The sequence below is a fragment of the Rhodococcus wratislaviensis genome, assembly GCF_900455735.1.
Lineage (GTDB): Bacteria > Actinomycetota > Actinomycetes > Mycobacteriales > Mycobacteriaceae > Rhodococcus_F > Rhodococcus_F wratislaviensis.
The window spans coordinates 144035-161631 of record NZ_UAUI01000026.1; the positions used below are offsets into that span (position 1 = coordinate 144035).

Genomic DNA, 17597 nt, shown 5'->3' on the forward strand with positions numbered 1-17597 from the left:
GACCCGATACCTAGGCTGGCCCGGTGGCCAAACTCAAAACCAGCTTCCGCTGCTCGTCGTGCCAGTGCACGGTCCCCAAATGGGTCGGCCGGTGCCCCGAGTGCGGTAGCTGGGGATCGATGGACGAGGCCCCGATCGTCGCGTCCGTCGCCAGCCGGCCCGGCGCCTCGCTCGCGAAAGCCGGGGCCGGAGCGGTACTTCCGTCCACCCCGGCCACTCCGATCACGCGGATCGACAGCACGTCCACCCGCGCCAAGCCCACGGGCATCGACGAACTCGACCGTGTTCTCGGCGGCGGCGTGGTACCCGGTTCCGTCGTTCTCCTGGCAGGCGAACCCGGTGTCGGCAAGTCGACGCTGCTCCTCGAGGTGGTCCACCAGTGGGCCCGCCGCGGCCCGGACGACCGTTCCCTCTACGTCACCGGTGAGGAATCCGCCGGACAGGTGCGGCTGCGGGCCGACCGCACCGGCGCCGTCCACGAGCGGGTCTATCTCGCCGCCGAATCCGACCTCGCGACCATCCTCGGTCACGTGGAGCAGGTGCGTCCCACCCTGCTGATCGTCGACTCCGTCCAGACCATGCTGGCCGCGGACGTCGACGGCGTGGTCGGCGGAGTCACCCAGGTCAAGGCCGTCACCAGCGCCCTCACCTCCCTCGCGAAGGCCAGCGGCGTGCCGGTGCTCCTCATCGGCCACGTCACCAAGGACGGTGCGGTCGCCGGACCGCGGTCGCTCGAGCACCTCGTCGACGTGGTGCTGCACTTCGAGGGCGACAAACACTCCACGCTGCGGATGGTGCGCGGCGTCAAGAACCGTTTCGGCGCCGCCGACGAGGTCGGTTGCTTCGAACTGCGGGAAGACGGCATCGCCGGCATCAGCGACCCGTCCGGACTGTTCCTCCACCACCGCGCCGAGGCCGTTCCCGGAACCGCCGTCACCGTCATGATGGACGGCAAACGGCCCCTCCTCGGTGAGGTGCAGGCCCTCGTGGCGGCCACGTCCATGCCCGCACCCCGGCGCGCCGTGAGCGGGCTCGACAGCGCCCGCGTGGCCATGGTCCTGGCCGTGCTCGACCGCCGGTGCGGGGTGCCGATCGCGAAGAACGACGTCTACGCGGCCACCGTCGGCGGAATGCGGATGACCGAGCCGTCCGCCGATCTCGCGCTGGCCCTCGCCGTCGCGTCCGCGGTGAAGGACAAGCCCGTTCCGGACGGACTGGTGATCCTCGGCGAAGTGGGACTGGCCGGCGAGGTCCGCCGGGTACCCGGCGTCGGGCGCAGGCTCGCGGAGGCATACCGCCTCGGATTCACCCGCGCCATCGTTCCCCTCGACTCCGGGGCGGCCCCGAAGGGCATGAAGGTCACCGAGGTCGGGAACCTGGGGGCGGCCATCGCGTCACTGCGGTGACGCTCAGATCGACGACGTGCCGAACGGGCGCTCCGGCACACCGTCCACGAAGTCCTTGGTCTTCTCGAAGTGCTCGGCGGTGACGGTGAGGAACAGTCCCCGCGACGTCGCCACCACCACGTCGGGATCGGCCGTCGGCCCCTCGACGATGCGCGCCTCGGCGCTCGCATACACCTTGCGGCGGATCGATCCGTCGATGCGTGCATGGAATTCGAGGACGGAACCCAGCGGGATGGGCCTGGCGAAATCGATCTCCAGATGACCCGTGACCACCGGACCGTCGACGATCGATCGGCACACCATGCCCAGCGCCTCGTCGAACGCGGTCGAGAGGATGCCGCCGTGGATCACTCCCGGACCGCCCTGGTAGCGGGGGGCCACCTCGAGCCGTCCCCACACGTCGAGCCCCTCCCCGGCAGTGAAGCTCATCGACATCCCGGCAGGCGACTGGTCGCCGCACCCGAAGCACCGTGACCAGTGCTGCGGCACGGGCTGACCTGCGGCGGGAAAGCTGCCGACCGGTTCGGGCAGGGTCAGGTCGTCGGGCAAAGTCCAGGTACTACTCATGGATAGGTAATCTAAACGCGGGTCCGGACGTGTTTCCGCGGCGGTCCCCGACAAGTGACGTCTACCTCAGCGGGAGTATTGCGCGATGAACGATGCCGAGTCGTCGTCTGCGCTGCGGGAAACGATTGCCCGGCTGGCTCCCGGAACGGCACTTCGCGACGGCCTGGAGCGCATTCTGCGCGGTCGCACGGGCGCACTGATCGTCCTCGGCTACGACGAGCAGATGGAAGAGATCTGCGACGGCGGCTTCGAGCTCGACGTGGAGTTCGCCCCGACCCGCCTGCGTGAGCTGTCGAAGATGGACGGCGCCGTGGTCCTGTCCACCGACGGGTCCCGCATCGTGCGCGCCAACGTCCAGTTGGTCCCCGACCACAAGATCCCGACCGTCGAGTCCGGCACGCGTCACCGCGCCGCCGAGCGGACGGCCATGCAGACCGGGTACCCCGTGGTGTCGGTCAGCCAGTCGATGAGCATCGTCAGCGTGTACGTCGGCGGCATCCGGCACGTCATCGACGGTTCCGCCACGATCCTGTCCCGCGCCAATCAGGCGGTGGCCACCCTCGAGCGGTACAAGGCGCGGCTCGACGAGGTGACCCGCCAGCTGTCGGTGGTCGAGATCGAGGATTTCGTCACGCTCCGCGACGCCCTGACCGTGGTGCAGCGCCTGGAGATGGTGCGGCGCGTGTCCGTCGAGATCGAGCAGGACGTGCTCGAGCTCGGCACGGACGGACGACAGCTCGCACTGCAACTGGAGGAACTCGTCGGCGACAACGACGTGGCGAGGGAACTCATCGTGCGCGACTACCTGGCGGGCACCGGCCCGGCGCCCGCCGACGACGTCGAGAAGTCGCTCTCCGCGCTCGACAGGATCACGGACGCAGATCTTCTCGACCTCACGACGTTGGCCCGGGCGTTCGGCTACCCGGGCACCATCGAAGCGCTCGAGGCGCCGATGAGTCCTCGCGGCTACCGCGTCCTCACCCGCGTTCCCCGCCTGCAGTTCAACCAGATTCACCGGCTCGTCGGCTCGTTCGGGACGCTGCAGTCACTGCTGGCCGCGACGGCCGCCGACCTGCAGTCGGTGGAGGGGATCGGCGGGCTTTGGGCCCGGCACATTCGCGAGGGCCTGTCCCGGCTCGCCGAGACGTCGATCTCGGGCCCGTACGACTAGGGCCTGTTCTCGTCCCTACTGTCGGGGCTCCGGGCCGGGTTCTCCCACCACGGATTCCAGTGCGACCCGGACCGCGTCCAGGTGTTCGGCCATCGCGCGGGCGGCCTTGTCGTAACTTCCGGACGCGATGCCTTCCACGATCCGGTCGTGCTCGTCGTTCGACTTCTGCTGACGCCCCGCAACGAGATTCAGCGTTTCGGACTGCCGGGTGAGTGCCTCGCGGATATCGACGATCACCGATTCGAACACACGGTTCCGGCTCGTCCGGGCGATGAACGCGTGGAACTGCGCGTCCAGCGACACCCACACGAGGGGATCGTCCTCGTCCCGCATCTGGTCCACCAGTCCGCGCAGGGCGGCCAGGTCCTCGCCGGTGTGCCGCTGCGCCGCCCATCCGGCGGCGGGAATCTCCACGTGCGGGCGCGCCTCGACGAGTTCGTTGGCCGCGTAGTTCCCGAAGTCGAGGTCGCGGGCTATCGAATCGCTGACGACGAACGTCCCGAGGCCCGACTTCGTCTCCGTGAGTCCGAGCGCATGACAGGACCGCAGGGCCTCCCGGATCACCGACCGGCTGACCCCGTGCCGCGCAGCGAGGGACGCTTCGGACGGGAGTCGTTCACCGACCGATAGCTCACCGGACGTGATCGCGTCACGAAGATCCGCCAGGACCGCCTCCGCGGCGCTGACCCGCGCCGTGGCAGGACGCCTGGCTGCCCAGCTGTCCGACAGGTTCATGAGGACATTCTTCTCATGCCCCGGCCGCAACGTCAATACGAGACGCCGCCGGGGTTGACGCCCGCGAGTGAGCGCGGTAACAATTGCACCTGTCTGACAGCCTGGCAGGTGGATAGCCGGGTGGCTCGACCGAGAAATCTACCCTCATCGAGCAGCAGACTCCATCCACCGCATCCGTGCAGAGCAACGGCTCGCGCGAATCCCCGTGAGGAATGATCAAGTGCTCGAAACGCGAACAGAACACGATCTGCTCGGCGACCGCCAAGTGCCTGCGGATTCCTACTGGGGAATCCACACGCTGCGGGCCGTCGAGAACTTCCCCATCACCGGCCGGCCGATCTCCACGAACCCCTACCTGATTCGCGGGCTCGCCTACGTCAAATGGGCCGCGGCGAGCGCCAACGAGAAACTCGGGATCCTCGACCACCGCCGAGCCGACGCAATCCGGCAGGCGTGCCGGGAGATCGTCGACGGCCGCTGGCACGAGCAGTTCGTCGTCGACGTCATCCAGGGCGGCGCCGGAACGTCGACCAACATGAACGCCAACGAGGTGATCGCCAACCGGGCACTCGAGATCCTCGGCCACGCGCGCGGGGAGTACGCGGAACTCCATCCCAACGAGCACGTGAACCTCAGCCAGTCGACCAACGACGTCTACCCCACCGCGGTCAACATCGCGACGATCTTCGCGATCGACGACCTGCTGGACGCGATGCGCGTCCTGCAGGAGGCCTTCTCGACCAAGGCCGTCGAGTTCGCCGACACCGTGAAGATGGGGCGCACCCAACTCCAGGACGCGGTACCGATGACTCTCGGCCAGGAGTTCGCCACGTACGCGGTGATGATCGACGAGGACCGCACCCGTCTCGACGAGGCCGCTCTCCTCGTCCACGAGATCAACCTCGGCGCCACCGCGATCGGCACAGGCCTGAACGCACCCGTCGGCTACGCCGAGGCAGCCTGCGACACGCTGCGGGAACTCACCGGACTTCCCCTCGTCCTGGCCACGGACCTGGTCGAGGCGACCCAGGACGTCGGACAGTTCGTCCACCTCTCGGGCGTGCTCAAGCGGATCGCGGTCAAGTTGTCGAAGGTGTGCAACGACCTCCGCCTGCTGTCGTCGGGGCCGCGCGCGGGCCTGAACGAGATCAATCTTCCACCGGTACAAGCCGGTTCGTCGATCATGCCCGGCAAGGTCAATCCGGTGATCCCGGAAGTCCTCAACCAGGTGGCCTACGAGGTCATCGGCAACGACGTCACCATCACGATGGCCGCCGAATCCGGCCAGCTCCAGCTCAACGCATTCGAACCGATCATCGTGCACTCCCTCTCGGAGGGGATGCGCCACCTCGGCGCCGCCTGCCGGATCCTGGCCGACCGCTGCGTACTCGGCATCACGGCCAACACCGATCTGCTGCGTGCCCGGGTCGAGGACTCCATCGGACTCGTCACCGCGCTCAACCCGTACATCGGCTACACCGCCTCGACCCGGATCGCGCAGGAAGCGCTGGTCTCCGGCCGCAGGGTCGCCGACCTCGTGATCGAGGCGGGTCTGCTCGACCGTGAAGAACTCGACCGCCTCCTCAGCCCCGAGCATCTCGCCAACCTGAGAGCGTCCGGTTCGCCACGGCCGACACCCGTCGCCGCTGCCGCGGAGGTCGTCTCGTGACGATCGAGAAGGACGACACCTCCGGCGCAGACATCTTCGTCGAGGAAGACCTCGGCTACCGGAAAGCGCTCGGCCCGAGACAGATCCAGATGATCGCGATCGGCGGAGCGATCGGCACCGGCCTGTTCATGGGTGCGGGCGGACGCCTCCAGCAGGCCGGTCCCGCACTCGTCCTCGTCTACGCCCTCTGCGGGTTCTTCGCCTTCCTGATCCTGCGGGCACTGGGTGAACTCGTGATGCACCGACCCACCTCCGGGTCGTTCGTGTCGTACTCGCGCGAATTCTTCGGCGAGAAGATGGCGTTCGCCGCGGGCTGGCTGTACTGGATGAACTGGGCGATGACGGCCGTCGTCGACGTCACCGCCGTCGCGCTGTACATGAACTTCTTCAAGAAGTACTGGGCACCGCTCGGGAACGTCGACCAATGGGTCTTCGCCCTGGCCGCGGTCGTTCTGGTCCTCGGGCTGAATCTCGTCTCCGTCAAGGTGTTCGGTGAACTGGAGTTCTGGTTCGCCCTCATCAAGGTCGTCGCCCTCGCCGCGTTCCTCGGCTTCGGAATCTACTTCGTGCTGTTCGGAACACCGATCGAAGGACATTCGTCGGGCTTCAGCATGATCACCGACAACGGCGGACTCTTCCCCAACGGAATCCTGCCCGCCGTCGTGGTGATCCAGGGCGTCGTCTTCGCTTACGCCTCGATCGAACTCGTGGGAACCACTGCGGGCGAGACGAAGAACCCACAGAAGGTCATCCCCAAGGCGATCAACACGGTCATCATCCGGATCCTCGTCTTCTACGTCGGGTCCGTCCTGCTGCTGTCGCTGCTGCTCCCCTACACCGAGTACCACGCCGGCGAGAGCCCGTTCGTCACGTTCTTCGGCTCCATCAACGTGCAGGGCGCCGACGCGATCATGAACCTCGTGGTGCTCACGGCCGCGCTGTCCTCACTCAACGCGGGCCTGTATTCCACCGGCCGAATACTGCACTCCATGGCCATGGCCGGATCGGCGCCGTCGTTCGCCGCCCGGATGAACAAGGCCGGAGTGCCGTACGGCGGCATCGCCCTCACCGGTGTCGTCATCCTGCTCGGCGTCGGACTCAACGCCGTCGTTCCCGCGCAGGCGTTCGAGATCGTCCTCAACCTCGCCGCGCTCGGGATCATCAGCGCCTGGGCCGTGATCGTGCTGTGCCAGCTGAAACTGTGGAAATTCGCCAAGGAGGGGAAGCTCGCCCGGCCCGGTTTCCGGATGTTCGGCGCCCCCTACACCGGGCTCCTGACCCTGGCCTTCCTCGGGTGCGTCGTCATACTGATGGCGTTCGATCACCCCGTCGGAACCTGGACCGTCGGGTCCATCGCGATCATCGCCCCACTGTTGGTCATCGGCTGGTTCGGCGCGCGGAACCGCATCCGCACCCTGGCCTCGGACCGCCCGACCGTTTAGCGAAAGGACAACTGTGCCGAAAGTCGCCGTCGTCACCACCGGAGGGACGATCGCCAGCAGGCGGGACGGGCAGGGTGTCAGCAGACCGGTGGTCGCAGGCCCGGACCTGTTGGGCAGTGCGTGGACCGGGACGGAACTCCGTGTCGTCGACGTGATGTCGAAGGACAGTTCGAGCATGACGTTCGCCGATATGGACCGGGTCCGCGACGCCGTCACCGCGGAACTGCGCGACCCCGAACTCGACGCGGTGGTCGTGCTCCATGGAACCGACACCATGGAGGAGACCGCATTCCTGGTCGACCTCCACCACGCCGACCCGCGGCCGGTCGTGTTCACGGGTGCGCAACGCACCTTCGACCACCCGGACTCCGATGCCCAGGCCAATCTGGCCGACGCGGTCGCCGCGGGATCGGACCCCGCTCTGCGCGGAGCGGGTGTCCTCATCGCGTTCGGAGGCGCCCTGCACCGGGCGTCGGGAACGCGGAAGGTCGACACGACGTCACTCGACGCGTTCCGATCCGTCCACCCCGCCGGTGACCACTCGCGGCGAAGCCTCGAACCGCTGCCGTGGCATCCGATCTCCGGAACCCGTGTCGACATCGTCGCCGCCTACCCGGGGGCCGACCGCGTCCAGATCGACGCGTGCCGGGCTGCCGGCGCCCAGGGGCTGGTGCTCGACGGCCTCGGATCCGGGAACGCGAACCCGGCGATCGTCGAGGCGGTCCGGGACTGCGCGTCCGCCGGGATCCCGGTCGTGGTCACCACCCGGGTGCCGCAGGGCCCGACCTCCGCCACGTACGGCGGTGGGGGCGGCGGGCACGACCTCGTCTCGGCGGGCGCACTGTTCTCCACCGACCTCAGAGCAGGTCAGGCCCGCATCCTTCTCGCGGCGCTGCTCGCCGACCCCGAGCACACCGACCTCGACAAGGAATTCGATCGACGCTCGCGCATCGATCCCGCACCGAGGATCAGCTGAGGTTGAACGGCTCCGGCGCGCTGCGGAGCTGACCCAGCTGACCGACGACCGTGTACGCGCCGGGCCCCACCGGATCACGCTGGGGTTCCGGTTGCGTCAGGCAGTCGGGGGCGGAGGTCTTGGCCGACCATTTCACGGTGAACTGAGCCTGCTCGCCGGGCGCGAGGGTGCGCACGTCGGCCGCGGACTGCGGGAAGCAGTCGATGTTGGACCACAGCCGCACGGCACCGTCGATCGTGTAGACGAGCACCTGCTGGAGGCTGCTGCCCAGATCGCGTTCGCACGGTGTGGTGCCGATGTTGGTGACGACCGTCGTGAAGCTCGGCTCCTCACCCGCCAGGTACGTCGGCTTGTCGGCGGCCACCTTGATGGCCAGCGACTGGTCCGGGCACTGTCCCGCGGCGACCGGCTGGCCGCTGGGAGCCGCGCTGCTCGAGGCACCGCTGCTCGACGCGCCGGACGAGCCGGACGTGCCCGAGGAGGCCTCGCCGCCGGCGGCAGCGGCGCCACCGCCGCCGCCACCGGAACCGCCCGATCCGCCACTGGACGTGGACGAACCCGAGGCTGTCGGGGAAATCGACACAGGAGTGGTCAACGAGGAACTCGCTGCCGCCGGATCCGTCTCGGAGTCACCGCCACCACGAAGCGAGTTGATCAACCACACGACGAGCAGCAACACGACGATGGCGCCGCCGATCGCCAGCGCCCTGCGGCGCCAGTAAATCTCGGGGGGCAACGGTCCATTCGGTTCCAGCACGACGTCAACGGTAGTTCGGCGTCGCGCGGCAACGGCTCAGCGGGTGCGGCGTGTCGCGGTCAGTCCGTGAGCTCACCGATGTCGCCGACAGCGCCCTGCAGGTGGGTGCGGCCGTCGGACAGCTTGTACGTGACACCCGCGATGGCGCACGCGCCGCTCTCCACCTTCTCCGCGATGATGCGCGACCGCTGCATGAGCAGGGCCCCGGTCTCCACCACGTGGCGGCCCTCGAGTTCGTCGACGGTACTGAGGCCCTCGCGGCGTCCCATGAGGATCGACGGCGCGACCCGTTCCACGATGCTGCGGATGAATCCGGGCGGCACGTTGCCGTCGTCGAGCGCGTCGAGCGTCGCCTTGACGGCACCGCAGCTGTCGTGTCCGAGCACGACGATGAGCGGCACGTTCAGCACGCCGACGGCGTACTCGATGGACCCGAGCACGGCGTCGTCGATCACGTGACCGGCGGTGCGGACGACGAACATGTCGCCCAGACCCTGGTCGAAGATGATTTCGGCGGCGACGCGGGAGTCTCCGCATCCGAACAGGACGGCCGTGGGGTGCTGGCCGCCGACGAGCTTCGCGCGATCGGCGATGCCCTGGCTGGGATGGAGCGAGGTACCGCTCACGAATCTGTCGTTACCCTGACGCAGGGCTTTCCACGCGGACACGGGGTTGGAATTAGGCATGGGATCATTGTGCACCGGGCATGTCGCACCGTCGCGACGGGAATGTGACGACCGCGGAAAATCTGTTTCCCCCGTGAACGAAGGGACTTGTGAGGACGAAGTGGCCGTTGACTCCTCCGCGCTGATCAACTGGTACGACGTACAGGCCCGGGATCTGCCGTGGCGCCGCGACGGCGTCACCGCCTGGCACATCCTGATGAGCGAGATCATGCTGCAGCAGACGCCCGTCGTCCGGGTGGCCCCGATCTGGGAGGAATGGGTGCAGCGCTGGCCCGTCCCGTCCCGCATGGCCGCGTCGAGTCAGGCCGACGTACTGCGCGCGTGGGGCAAGCTGGGCTACCCGCGCCGCGCGCTGAGGCTCCACGAGTGCGCCGGAGTACTGGCCGCCGAGCACGGCGACGTGGTTCCGAGCGACGTCGACACTCTCCTCGGCCTGCCCGGTATCGGTGCCTACACCGCGCGGGCCGTCGCCTGCTTCGCCTACGGACAGCGGGTCCCCGTCGTCGACACGAACGTCCGGCGGGTGGTCGCCAGGGCCGTGCACGGAAGCGCCGAGCCGGGAAATCCGTCGACCACGCGTGACCTCGCCGACGTGTCCGCGCTGCTGCCCAGAACCCGCGCGCGGGCCGCCACGTTCTCCGCGGCCCTGATGGAACTCGGGGCCACCGTGTGCACCGCCCGCTCGCCCGAATGCGCTCGCTGCCCGCTGCCGAGCTGCGCCTGGGTGGATGCCGGACGTCCCGCGCACACCGGCGAGCGCCGGAAGGTCCAGAAGTTCGCAGGCACCGACCGTCAGGTGCGCGGCAAGCTCATGGCCGTACTCCGTGAGAGCTCCGCCCCCGTCGAACGCGTCCGGCTCGACCAGGTGTGGCCGGGCGATCCGGGCCAACGCGACCGCGCCCTCCATTCCCTGCTGATCGACGGACTCGTCGAGCAGACCGAGAACGGGCTCTTCGCCCTCGCGGGCGAGGGAAGCTAGCCCCCGGGCGGGTCAGCCGAGCCCGTCGAGGAATGCCTCGACCACTTTCCGGTACTGCTCCGGCTGGTCGTCGTGGACGAGGTGACCGGCCTGCTCGATGCGGACGTACTCGGCGCCGGGATGCCGCTCCGCCATGGTCCGCATCTGACCGTCGGGGGTGATCGTGAACTCCCCCTCGATCAGCAGGGCCGGCACCGTGATCGACGCCCACTGGTCCCAGAAGTGCCTGCCGCCCCACTCCTCGGAGATGTCGCGGAACGTGTCGACGTCGCCGTGCAGGTACCAGCCGTCGGCGCGCTTCTCGAACGAATCCAGGAAGTACTGTCCGGCAACCGGACCGAAGAACTCTAAGAGGTCTTCCCGCGTCGTGAACGGCTGCGGCCACTTCGAGATCATCGCCGCCCAGTCCGCGGCGGTCCGGCCACGGAAGTCGGGGGCCATGTCTTCGAGCACGAGCGCCGACACCTTCTCGGGGTGTTCGGCGGCCAGGCACCACGCGTGCAGGGCGCCCATCGAGTGACCGATCACCACCCACGGTTCGGCGAAGGGTGCGAGCGCGGCGGCCAGGTCTTCCACGAACGCTTCCGTCGTCAACTGCGCGGGTGCGGGCCTGCCGTGACCTGCGGCGTCGAACGTGAAGACGTGGCCGTGCTCGCGCAACCACGACACGTGCCGCCCCCACGTCCGGGCGCTGCCCATCAGCCCGTGCAACAGCAGAAACGGCTGTCCCGTCCCACCCTCGTCGTGCAACGCACTCTCACCCGCCACCCCTCCGACGCTAGCGGAGTAATCTCGCCCGCATGGCAGTGGTGAAGATCAACGCAATCGAAATCCCCGAGGGCGCGGGCCCCGAACTCGAGAAGCGCTTCGCAGCGCGCGCGCACGCCGTGGAGAACTCCCCCGGCTTCCTCGGATTCCAGCTTCTGCGTCCCGTCAAGGGCGAGAACCGCTACTTCGTCGTCACCCAGTGGGAGAGCGAAGAGGCATTCGCGGCGTGGCGCGACGGTCCGGCCCGGGAGGCACACGCGGGTGAGCAGAAGAAGCCGGTTGCGTCCGGAGCTTCGCTGCTCGAGTTCGAGGTCGTTCTCGACGTCGCGGCGGCGAACAAGAGCTGAGAGACGGGGCCGAGCGGGAGGATTGACACGACGGCCCGCCGGGTGCAAAAGTTCGCAGGACAAAGCGATGGTTCGGCAGGAATCCGGTGCAATCCCGGAGCGGTCGCGCCACTGTAAATCGGAGTAGTCCTTCACGGGAGCCACCTCGACAGCCAGATACTGCGGCCATCGCCTGGACCTAGGGGACGCGAAATCCCAGGAGGAACTATGGCACTCGCCTACGCACCCGGCTCGTCGGTCGATACGACCCGTCTCGCCGTCATCTCTTTCGCGATCGTTCTGTTCGCGATGCTCGCTCTCTATCTCGTGGGATTCGACCAGGGCGCGATTTCGCGCAGTGGCATGTACATGCATGAATTGATGCACGACGGCCGCCACCTCCTGGGTCTGCCATGCCACTGACCGATTCCTTCGCAAAACTCCTCATCCGTGGCCTGCTGGCCGGTCTGATCGCAGGCATCCTGGCCGGTGGCGTCGCCTTCGTCCTCGGTGAGTCGCACATCGATGCGGCCATCGCGATCGAAGAGTCGAACAGCGCCGCCGAAGCCGACGTCCACTCGCACGACGCCACGCAGGCCGAGGAGCCGGCCGGGCACTCGCACGACGAGGAAGAGGCACTGGTCAGCCGTGACGGACAGCGTTTCGGACTGTTCCTCGCCACGTCCCTCGCGGGCCTGGCACTGGGAGCAATCTTCGCCGTCGTCGCGAATTACGCGCGTCGGGTGACGACGCTGTCGGGACCGTTGCTCGGGCTGACACTGGCCACATTGGGCTGGTTGGCAATCGAGGCGGTGCCGTTCTTCAAGTACCCTGCCAACCCGCCCGCTGTCGGAGACCCCGAAACGATCACCCAGCGAACCTGGCTGTGGCTCGCCGCAGTCGTGCTGGGCTTGCTCGCGGTGGTGGCCTCCGTCTTCGCGGCGAAGGCCGTCGCAGCTCAGGAGTTCCTGTCGGTGCGGATCGCGGCACCGGTTCTCGCCTTCCTCGTGGTGGTGACCGTCGGCTACCTCGTACTGCCCACCGTCAACGAAGTGGGCGACGACTTCCCCGCAGTGCTGCTGTGGCAGTTCCGCCTGTCGTCCCTCGCGACTCAGGCAACGTTGTGGCTGGTTCTCGGACTGGCGTTCGCGTTCCTCACGGAGCGTGCCACCCGGGCTACGACGCCCGCGCCGGCGAACGCCGCCTGACCCACAGGGCGTCAGCGGGATTTGTCCCATCGGGCCGGGTCCGCCTCCAGGGCGGCCCGGTCCCAGCCACCCCGCTCGGCGGCCGCGTCGTATGTGCTGTGCAGGAACTTCAGCAGTGCGGCATCGGGATCGTCCGCGGTGCGGACGGTTTCGTACGGCAGCAGGAACTGCCCGTTCTCCTTGCTGTAGAAAGCTCCGTCGGGCCCGACCGGGTAGTCGGCGAAGCCATCGGGTTCCGGGTAGGCGTACGCGTAGAACGCACCTTCGACGCCACCACCGGGCCAGAAACCGCAGCTGCTCAGCTCGTGCGAGTAGCCCTCGACCATCACCCAGTCTCCGCAGTTCGGTGCTCCCCCAGGGTGAGTCGGTGCGGTTCGCCCGGAGAACCGCGTACAGGCCAGGTCGAGCGCACCCCAGAAGAAGTGCACGGGACTGACCTTCCCGATGAAATGGGAACGGAACTCGTGCAGGACGCGGTCCGCCTGCACGAGCTGCCGCCAGAACTGGTGCACCGACTCACCGTCGTACGAACAGTGCTGGGTGTCCTCCGCGAACGGGACGGCGGGGTCCACCTCGTTGGGCCGGGCCAGAATGGTCGTCACCACACCCAATTCGGCCAGCGTGTCCATCGTCTCCGCATAGAAGTCGGCCACCGACTTCGGTTCGAGGGCAACCGTCCCGGTGCCGCCCGTGCTCGTGCGGATCACCAGTTGATGCTCGGCGAAGTCGAATTCGATGTCGAAACAGTCGGTGCCGTACGGGATCGTCGACGTCGTGAGACCGCGGGGGCTCACGTACAGCGGGACCTGCCACCAGTGGTTGATCAACGGTGCGTGGGCCAGGCGGATCTTCCCGACGATCTGCGTCCACATGTGCAGGGTGTCCCGCGTCGCCGTCCAGTCGTCCACCTTCAACGCCGGCCATGCATCTCCGGATCGTGTCTGCTCGCGCACAGTGCCTCCCTGCCGACGACGTGCACTTCAATGTGCCCCTCGTGCGGGGTGATGGCAAGCGCGTCGCACCGATACCCGGGTAGGGGTGGACTCCACTCTCGGGGGTGATGTGCCGCGACGTCACCGATACCAGCATGGGGACATGACCACTCGCACTGCACCCTCGATCCCGCAGACGGTCGAGCGCGCGTACTGGCTGCTCGGACTTGCCCTGTTCGCCGGCATGGTCGAGGCCATCGCGCACACGTCGACCGCGCTGGAGGGCCCGGGCGCCGACGTCGGCAGCCTCGCCGGACAACTCATCGTCCGCGTCGTCGTCTACGGCGCGGTGCTGTTCGTCATGACCCGACTCCGCAGTGGCGGGGCGTGGGCGCGGAACACCCTCGCGATCGGTCTCGGCGTGTTCGGCGTCGCGTCACTCGTGATGGAACCGATCGCGTGGGTATCGGCCGGCAACGACCCGATGTCTGCCGTCTCCGGTCTGACGCTCGACGTCGCGGTGATCGCGGCCGCCCGGCTCACCCACCTCGTGGCGGTGATCGCGGCGGTGGCACTCATGTTCCGGCCCGACGCCAACCGGTACTTCACGCGCTGCTAGTTCACCGCCGCCGTGCTCGCCTGCGTCAGAAGCTGCAGGAACACGTCCTTCGGCTGGGCGCCGGACACGGCGACGCGGCGGTTGGCGACGAAGAACGGCACCGCCGACACCTGCAGTCGACGGGCGGTGTCGAGGTCGGCGCGGACCGCGTCCGCACCGGCATCGGACTCGAGTTCGGCGCGCACGGTGTCGGCGTCGAGCCCGGCCCGCGCCGCGATGTCGACGAGCACCTCTCGGTCGTCGATCACGGCTCCGTCGCCGAAGTGGGCGCGGAACAGCGCTTCCACCACGGCATCTCGTTTGTCGCCCGCCAGTTGGATCAACCGGTGGGCGTCGAACGTGTTGGCGGCGATCACGGTGTCGAAGTCGAGACGCAGCCCCTCGTCGGCCGCCGTGCGCGCAACGTGACCGAACATCTGACGGACCTGCTCGGCAGGCATGCCCTTGCTCTCCACCAGGGCGTCGAGCTCGCTGCGCCGCTCCCCGACCGGCGTATCCGGCGACAGCTGATACGACCGCCACACCACGTTCACCCGGTCGCGCCCCTCGAACTCCGCGAGGGCGGCCAGGAAACGGTGCTTGCCGATGTAGCACCAGGGGCAGGCGACGTCGGACCAGATCTCGATCTCGATGTCGCCGTCGGTGTTCTGCTGTGTCGTCACAGTTCGGTAAAACGAATCGCCGGCGCATTCTGTTCCGCCGAGTTCGTCACGATGTTTGTCTTGGTTCGCCGCGCTGCATTTCCGCACGCCGGATTCGACCGAACGGTACGGTGAGGGGATCGACACGGCGAGAGTAACGTCGTATCGATCGTGCCGCTGAGTGAGGGGCGCTCGTTGCGATGCCCGGACAATCGGCGACTCGATGATCGTGGAACCCGAACTGCTCCAGGAGTAGCCATGGTTTACGTCTCGTCACCGAGCAAGTCCGTCGAGTCACTCGGAATCGTGTTGATCGCCGTCGGAGTCGTCCTGCTCGCTCTGCTCACCCTCTACCTGGTCGGATTCGACCAGGGTGCGATCTCCCGAAGTGGCATGTACCTGCACGAATTGATGCACGACGGCCGCCATCTCCTGGGAGTTCCCTGTCACTAGTTCCACCACGACCGGAGCACGCGATGAACTCTCCAGCAGATTTCGAAGCACAGGCGAACAGGGTCGCGGAGTACGGCCCGGCCCATCACGCAGAGATGGATTCGCCGTATTACCTGTCCAATTCCGCGTTCGACGCGTTGCGACACGTTCTCCACGACGTCGGCGGCCAGACCGCCCTTCCCGTCAAGTACGAGGAGAAGGTCGAAGAGGACTGGGAGATGAGCACATACGTCACGTGCGAATGCCTCGGGTGGCGCGGTGTGTGGAACTCCGAAGAGCGCCGTCGCGCCGAGAACGACCTGGGCGCAACGCTCTATTTCGGTTTGCCGTACTACGCGCGGTGGATCACGGTGGCCGCCAAGACGCTCATCAACAAGGGCCTGATCACGCCCGACGAACTCTCCGCCAAGATCGACGAGGTCCGGGCCAGGTCTGCCGGCGGGAAAGCGACCGGAGGCCAGTCATGACGAAGTTCGAGATCGGCGACCGGGTCACCGTCAAGGACGCGACGTCGATGTTCCACACCCGCACCCAGGCATTCATCCGCGGGCGCACCGGCGTCGTCGTCGAACACCGCCCGGAGTGGGTGATCCCCGAGGACGAGGCGTGGGGACGCGTGGACGACGGCCGGACCGAGCCGTTCTACGTCGTCCGCTTCCGGCAGACCGACCTCTGGCCCCGCTACACCGGATTCGAGATCGACACGTTGGAAACCGAGTGCTCCGAGCGCTGGCTCGAGCCGGCAGGAGAGGCGGACACATGACGCATTCGCACGGCGATCACGCCCCGATCCAGGCCTCGGAAGAGGTCAGCGAGTTCGAGATCCTGGAGACCGCCATTCGGGAACTGTCCATCGAACACGGACTGTTCTCCCGCGAGGATCACCGCCGTTTCTCCGAATGGGCCGAGTCGGTGGGGCCTTCGGGTGGTTCGAAGTTGGTCGCGAAAGCGTGGGTCGACCCGGAGTTCAAGAAGCGACTGCTGGCGGACGGCACCGAAACCTGCAAGGAAGTGGGGATCGACTGGCGCGACCCGACCGGGTCGGGCACGCCCAGCGACTACACGTACTTCTACGTGCTGGAGAACACCCCGAACGTCCACAACGTCATCGTCTGCACGTTGTGTTCGTGCTATCCGCGGCCCGTTCTCGGTATGTCTCCGGACTGGTACCGCACCCCCAACTATCGCCGCCGGTTGGTGCGCTGGCCACGCGAGGTGATCGCGGAGTTCGGTCTGCACTTCCCGCCGGATGTCGAAGTGCGCGTGCATGATTCGAATCAAAAATCACGGTTCATGGTGATGCCGATGCGCCCCGAGGGCACCGAGGGGTGGAGTGAGGAACAACTTGCGTCGATCGTCACCCGCGACACCATGATCGGTGTCGCCGTCCCGCAGGTCGATTGGACCGCGACCACACCACCCTCGGACAACGGAGGAACCGCACGATGATGACGGACAAGGCATACGACGTCATCCTGAACACGTTGACACCGGAGACGACCCGCAACGACGTGACGCTACCGGACCTCGACCGCAAGCCCGACCCGTGGGAATCGAGCATGCAGGCCACCGCGGAATGCCTGTCCTGGCGTGGCGCCTGGGACAATCTCGACAGGCGCCACACCGAGGACCAGCTGGGCGAAACCATCTACCGCGACTTCCCCGTCCGCTCCCGGTCCGTCGTCGCCACCGCTCACGCGTTGATGGACAAGGGCGTCATCAGCCCGGACGAACTCCAGGCGAAGATGGAGGAAGTGCGCGCACGGTTCAACCGTCAGTAGCCGGCTGGACTCAGGACTCGAGTGCCGCGTCCAGCGTGATCTCGACTCCGGTGAGCGCCTTGCTCACCGGGCAGGACTCCTTGGCTGCCTGAGCTGCCTTGGCGAACCCGTCGGCGTCGAGACCGTCCACCTCACCGCGGACCGTCAGCTTGATTCCGGTGAGCTTGAAACCCGGGTTGTCCGGTCCGAGTGAGACATCCGCCTTCACTTCGAGGCTCTGCGGGGTCCCGCCTGCCTCCGCGATGAGTGCGGACAGCTGCATCGCATAGCAGGAGGAATGCGCCGCGGCGATCAGCTCCTCCGGGCTGGTGGTTCCACCGGCCTCTTCGGCCGCCCGCTTCGGGAACGAGACGTCGAAGGTCGCGACACCGGAACTGGTGAGTTCCACCTGGCCGCTTCCCTGTTCGAGCGATCCGTTCCAAGCGGTCCGTGCGGTACGTGTCGGCATGCCACATCCTCTCGTGGTTCTTCGGTTTACGTG

Annotated in this window: 23 protein-coding genes and 1 riboswitch; of the genes, 15 read left to right on the forward strand and 8 right to left on the reverse strand. The window is 67.4% G+C overall.

Annotated elements, in window-relative coordinates; genetic code table 11:
* The first annotated feature begins 23 nt into the window (after nt 1–23).
* Nucleotides 24–1406 (forward strand): DNA repair protein RadA, encoded by a 1383-nt coding sequence (gene radA, locus DTA22_RS31150; RefSeq protein ID WP_037206067.1) that lies wholly within the window; start codon nt 24–26, stop codon nt 1404–1406.
* Nucleotides 1407–1409: 3 nt separating this feature from the next.
* Here radA and DTA22_RS31155 read toward each other — a convergent pair whose 3' ends face one another.
* Nucleotides 1410–1973: a PaaI family thioesterase gene (locus DTA22_RS31155; RefSeq protein WP_037242265.1), complete on the reverse strand. Its 564-nt coding sequence runs from the start codon at nt 1971–1973 to the stop codon at nt 1410–1412.
* A gap of 85 nt (nt 1974–2058) precedes the next feature.
* Here DTA22_RS31155 and disA point away from each other — a divergent pair, with 85 nt between their 5' ends.
* Nucleotides 2059–3144 (forward strand): DNA integrity scanning diadenylate cyclase DisA, encoded by a 1086-nt coding sequence (gene disA / locus DTA22_RS31160; RefSeq protein WP_005244912.1) that lies wholly within the window; start codon nt 2059–2061, stop codon nt 3142–3144.
* 15 nt (nt 3145–3159) lie between these two features.
* Here the strand turns inward: disA and DTA22_RS31165 are convergent, their stop codons facing one another.
* Nucleotides 3160–3879, reverse strand: coding sequence for a FadR/GntR family transcriptional regulator (locus DTA22_RS31165; RefSeq protein WP_112302010.1), 720 nt, complete (start codon nt 3877–3879; stop codon nt 3160–3162).
* 220 nt (nt 3880–4099) lie between these two features.
* Here DTA22_RS31165 and DTA22_RS31170 point away from each other — a divergent pair, with 220 nt between their 5' ends.
* The 3 genes from DTA22_RS31170 to DTA22_RS31180 are packed head-to-tail and all read left to right on the forward strand — an operon-like array spanning nt 4100 to nt 7966.
* Nucleotides 4100–5548 (forward strand): aspartate ammonia-lyase, encoded by a 1449-nt coding sequence (locus DTA22_RS31170; protein ID WP_112302011.1) that lies wholly within the window; start codon nt 4100–4102, stop codon nt 5546–5548.
* Complete coding sequence (locus tag DTA22_RS31175) at nt 5545–6990, forward strand: amino acid permease (RefSeq protein WP_112302012.1); 1446 nt, start codon at nt 5545–5547, stop codon at nt 6988–6990. The genes DTA22_RS31170 and DTA22_RS31175 overlap by 4 nt, the downstream gene beginning before the upstream one ends.
* A 13-nt stretch (nt 6991–7003) precedes the next feature.
* Entirely contained in the window at nt 7004–7966 is a 963-nt protein-coding gene (locus tag DTA22_RS31180; RefSeq protein WP_037242276.1) for an asparaginase, read from the forward strand.
* Here DTA22_RS31180 and DTA22_RS31185 read toward each other — a convergent pair.
* The gene (locus DTA22_RS31185; protein WP_039953105.1) at nt 7959–8723 is read right to left on the reverse strand and encodes a hypothetical protein; all 765 of its coding nucleotides are present in this window, start codon (nt 8721–8723) and stop codon (nt 7959–7961) included. The two genes, DTA22_RS31180 and DTA22_RS31185, sit on opposite strands and share 8 nt — an antisense overlap.
* Before the next feature lie 59 nt (nt 8724–8782).
* Nucleotides 8783–9409 carry a carbonic anhydrase gene (locus DTA22_RS31190; RefSeq protein ID WP_005244926.1) on the reverse strand — a complete coding sequence of 209 codons (627 nt, stop codon included), beginning with the start codon at nt 9407–9409 and terminating at the stop codon, nt 8783–8785.
* A 100-nt stretch (nt 9410–9509) separates the two neighbouring features.
* Between DTA22_RS31190 and DTA22_RS31195 the strand changes: the two genes are divergently transcribed.
* Nucleotides 9510–10388, forward strand: a complete 879-nt coding sequence (locus DTA22_RS31195) for an HhH-GPD family protein (protein ID WP_112302013.1) — start codon at nt 9510–9512, stop codon at nt 10386–10388.
* 12 nt (nt 10389–10400) lie between these two features.
* Here the strand turns inward: DTA22_RS31195 and DTA22_RS31200 are convergent, their stop codons facing one another.
* A complete protein-coding gene (locus DTA22_RS31200) occupies nt 10401–11156 on the reverse strand; it encodes an alpha/beta fold hydrolase (protein ID WP_112302014.1) in 756 nt (251 codons plus the stop codon).
* 32 nt (nt 11157–11188) lie between these two features.
* On the opposite strand from DTA22_RS31200, the gene DTA22_RS31205 reads away from it, so the two are divergent.
* The 3 genes from DTA22_RS31205 (at nt 11189) to DTA22_RS31215 (ending at nt 12690) form a co-directional block, all read left to right on the forward strand.
* The gene (locus DTA22_RS31205; protein ID WP_037242287.1) at nt 11189–11503 is read left to right on the forward strand and encodes an antibiotic biosynthesis monooxygenase family protein; all 315 of its coding nucleotides are present in this window, start codon (nt 11189–11191) and stop codon (nt 11501–11503) included.
* Nucleotides 11504–11554: 51 nt separating this feature from the next.
* Nucleotides 11555–11687: riboswitch (cobalamin riboswitch) on the forward strand.
* 23 nt (nt 11688–11710) lie between these two features.
* Entirely contained in the window at nt 11711–11905 is a 195-nt protein-coding gene (locus DTA22_RS31210) for a CbtB domain-containing protein (protein ID WP_005244930.1), read from the forward strand.
* The gene (locus DTA22_RS31215; protein WP_037242289.1) at nt 11896–12690 is read left to right on the forward strand and encodes a CbtA family protein; all 795 of its coding nucleotides are present in this window, start codon (nt 11896–11898) and stop codon (nt 12688–12690) included. The genes DTA22_RS31210 and DTA22_RS31215 overlap by 10 nt, the downstream gene beginning before the upstream one ends.
* A gap of 11 nt (nt 12691–12701) precedes the next feature.
* Here DTA22_RS31215 and DTA22_RS31220 read toward each other — a convergent pair whose 3' ends face one another.
* Nucleotides 12702–13643, reverse strand: coding sequence for a DUF5996 family protein (locus DTA22_RS31220; protein ID WP_112302015.1), 942 nt, complete (start codon nt 13641–13643; stop codon nt 12702–12704).
* A gap of 142 nt (nt 13644–13785) precedes the next feature.
* Between DTA22_RS31220 and DTA22_RS31225 the strand changes: the two genes are divergently transcribed.
* Entirely contained in the window at nt 13786–14241 is a 456-nt protein-coding gene (locus tag DTA22_RS31225) for a hypothetical protein (RefSeq protein ID WP_112302016.1), read from the forward strand.
* On the opposite strand, the gene DTA22_RS31230 is transcribed toward DTA22_RS31225, so the two are convergent.
* Entirely contained in the window at nt 14238–14903 is a 666-nt protein-coding gene (locus tag DTA22_RS31230) for a DsbA family oxidoreductase (RefSeq protein ID WP_112302109.1), read from the reverse strand. The genes DTA22_RS31225 and DTA22_RS31230 overlap by 4 nt on opposite strands.
* A 237-nt stretch (nt 14904–15140) precedes the next feature.
* On the opposite strand from DTA22_RS31230, the gene DTA22_RS31235 reads away from it, so the two are divergent.
* From DTA22_RS31235 to DTA22_RS31255, 5 genes are read left to right on the forward strand one after another with little or no spacing between them, the layout of a single operon-like run.
* Nucleotides 15141–15335: a CbtB domain-containing protein gene (locus DTA22_RS31235; protein WP_005244942.1), complete on the forward strand. Its 195-nt coding sequence runs from the start codon at nt 15141–15143 to the stop codon at nt 15333–15335.
* A gap of 23 nt (nt 15336–15358) precedes the next feature.
* Nucleotides 15359–15802 carry an SH3-like domain-containing protein gene (locus tag DTA22_RS37215; protein ID WP_112302017.1) on the forward strand — a complete coding sequence of 148 codons (444 nt, stop codon included), beginning with the start codon at nt 15359–15361 and terminating at the stop codon, nt 15800–15802.
* Nucleotides 15799–16098 (forward strand): SH3-like domain-containing protein, encoded by a 300-nt coding sequence (locus DTA22_RS37220; protein ID WP_025431751.1) that lies wholly within the window; start codon nt 15799–15801, stop codon nt 16096–16098. The genes DTA22_RS37215 and DTA22_RS37220 overlap by 4 nt, the downstream gene beginning before the upstream one ends.
* Complete coding sequence (gene scnC, locus DTA22_RS31250) at nt 16095–16784, forward strand: thiocyanate hydrolase subunit gamma (RefSeq protein WP_037242302.1); 690 nt, start codon at nt 16095–16097, stop codon at nt 16782–16784. Before DTA22_RS37220 ends, scnC begins: the two co-directional genes overlap by 4 nt.
* Nucleotides 16781–17116 carry an SH3-like domain-containing protein gene (locus DTA22_RS31255; protein ID WP_037242305.1) on the forward strand — a complete coding sequence of 112 codons (336 nt, stop codon included), beginning with the start codon at nt 16781–16783 and terminating at the stop codon, nt 17114–17116. Before scnC ends, DTA22_RS31255 begins: the two co-directional genes overlap by 4 nt.
* Nucleotides 17117–17126: 10 nt before the next feature.
* Here the strand turns inward: DTA22_RS31255 and DTA22_RS31260 are convergent, their stop codons facing one another.
* Nucleotides 17127–17564 (reverse strand): OsmC family protein, encoded by a 438-nt coding sequence (locus tag DTA22_RS31260; protein ID WP_005244949.1) that lies wholly within the window; start codon nt 17562–17564, stop codon nt 17127–17129.
* Between the last annotated feature and the right edge of the window lie 33 nt (nt 17565–17597).

Coding starts and splice junctions, on each gene's coding strand:
- disA (WP_005244912.1), top strand. CDS start 2,059: ATGAACGATGCCGAGTCGTCGTCTGCGCTGCGGGAAACGATTGCCCGG.
- DTA22_RS37220 (WP_025431751.1), top strand. CDS start 15,799: ATGACGAAGTTCGAGATCGGCGACCGGGTCACCGTCAAGGACGCGACG.
- DTA22_RS31205 (WP_037242287.1), top strand. CDS start 11,189: ATGGCAGTGGTGAAGATCAACGCAATCGAAATCCCCGAGGGCGCGGGC.
- DTA22_RS31155 (WP_037242265.1), bottom strand. CDS start 1,973: ATGAGTAGTACCTGGACTTTGCCCGACGACCTGACCCTGCCCGAACCG.
- DTA22_RS31210 (WP_005244930.1), top strand. CDS start 11,711: ATGGCACTCGCCTACGCACCCGGCTCGTCGGTCGATACGACCCGTCTC.
- DTA22_RS31235 (WP_005244942.1), top strand. CDS start 15,141: ATGGTTTACGTCTCGTCACCGAGCAAGTCCGTCGAGTCACTCGGAATC.
- DTA22_RS31255 (WP_037242305.1), top strand. CDS start 16,781: ATGATGACGGACAAGGCATACGACGTCATCCTGAACACGTTGACACCG.
- DTA22_RS31260 (WP_005244949.1), bottom strand. CDS start 17,564: ATGCCGACACGTACCGCACGGACCGCTTGGAACGGATCGCTCGAACAG.
- DTA22_RS31165 (WP_112302010.1), bottom strand. CDS start 3,879: ATGAACCTGTCGGACAGCTGGGCAGCCAGGCGTCCTGCCACGGCGCGG.
- DTA22_RS31190 (WP_005244926.1), bottom strand. CDS start 9,409: ATGCCTAATTCCAACCCCGTGTCCGCGTGGAAAGCCCTGCGTCAGGGT.
- DTA22_RS31225 (WP_112302016.1), top strand. CDS start 13,786: ATGACCACTCGCACTGCACCCTCGATCCCGCAGACGGTCGAGCGCGCG.
- scnC (WP_037242302.1), top strand. CDS start 16,095: ATGACGCATTCGCACGGCGATCACGCCCCGATCCAGGCCTCGGAAGAG.
- DTA22_RS31215 (WP_037242289.1), top strand. CDS start 11,896: ATGCCACTGACCGATTCCTTCGCAAAACTCCTCATCCGTGGCCTGCTG.
- DTA22_RS37215 (WP_112302017.1), top strand. CDS start 15,359: ATGAACTCTCCAGCAGATTTCGAAGCACAGGCGAACAGGGTCGCGGAG.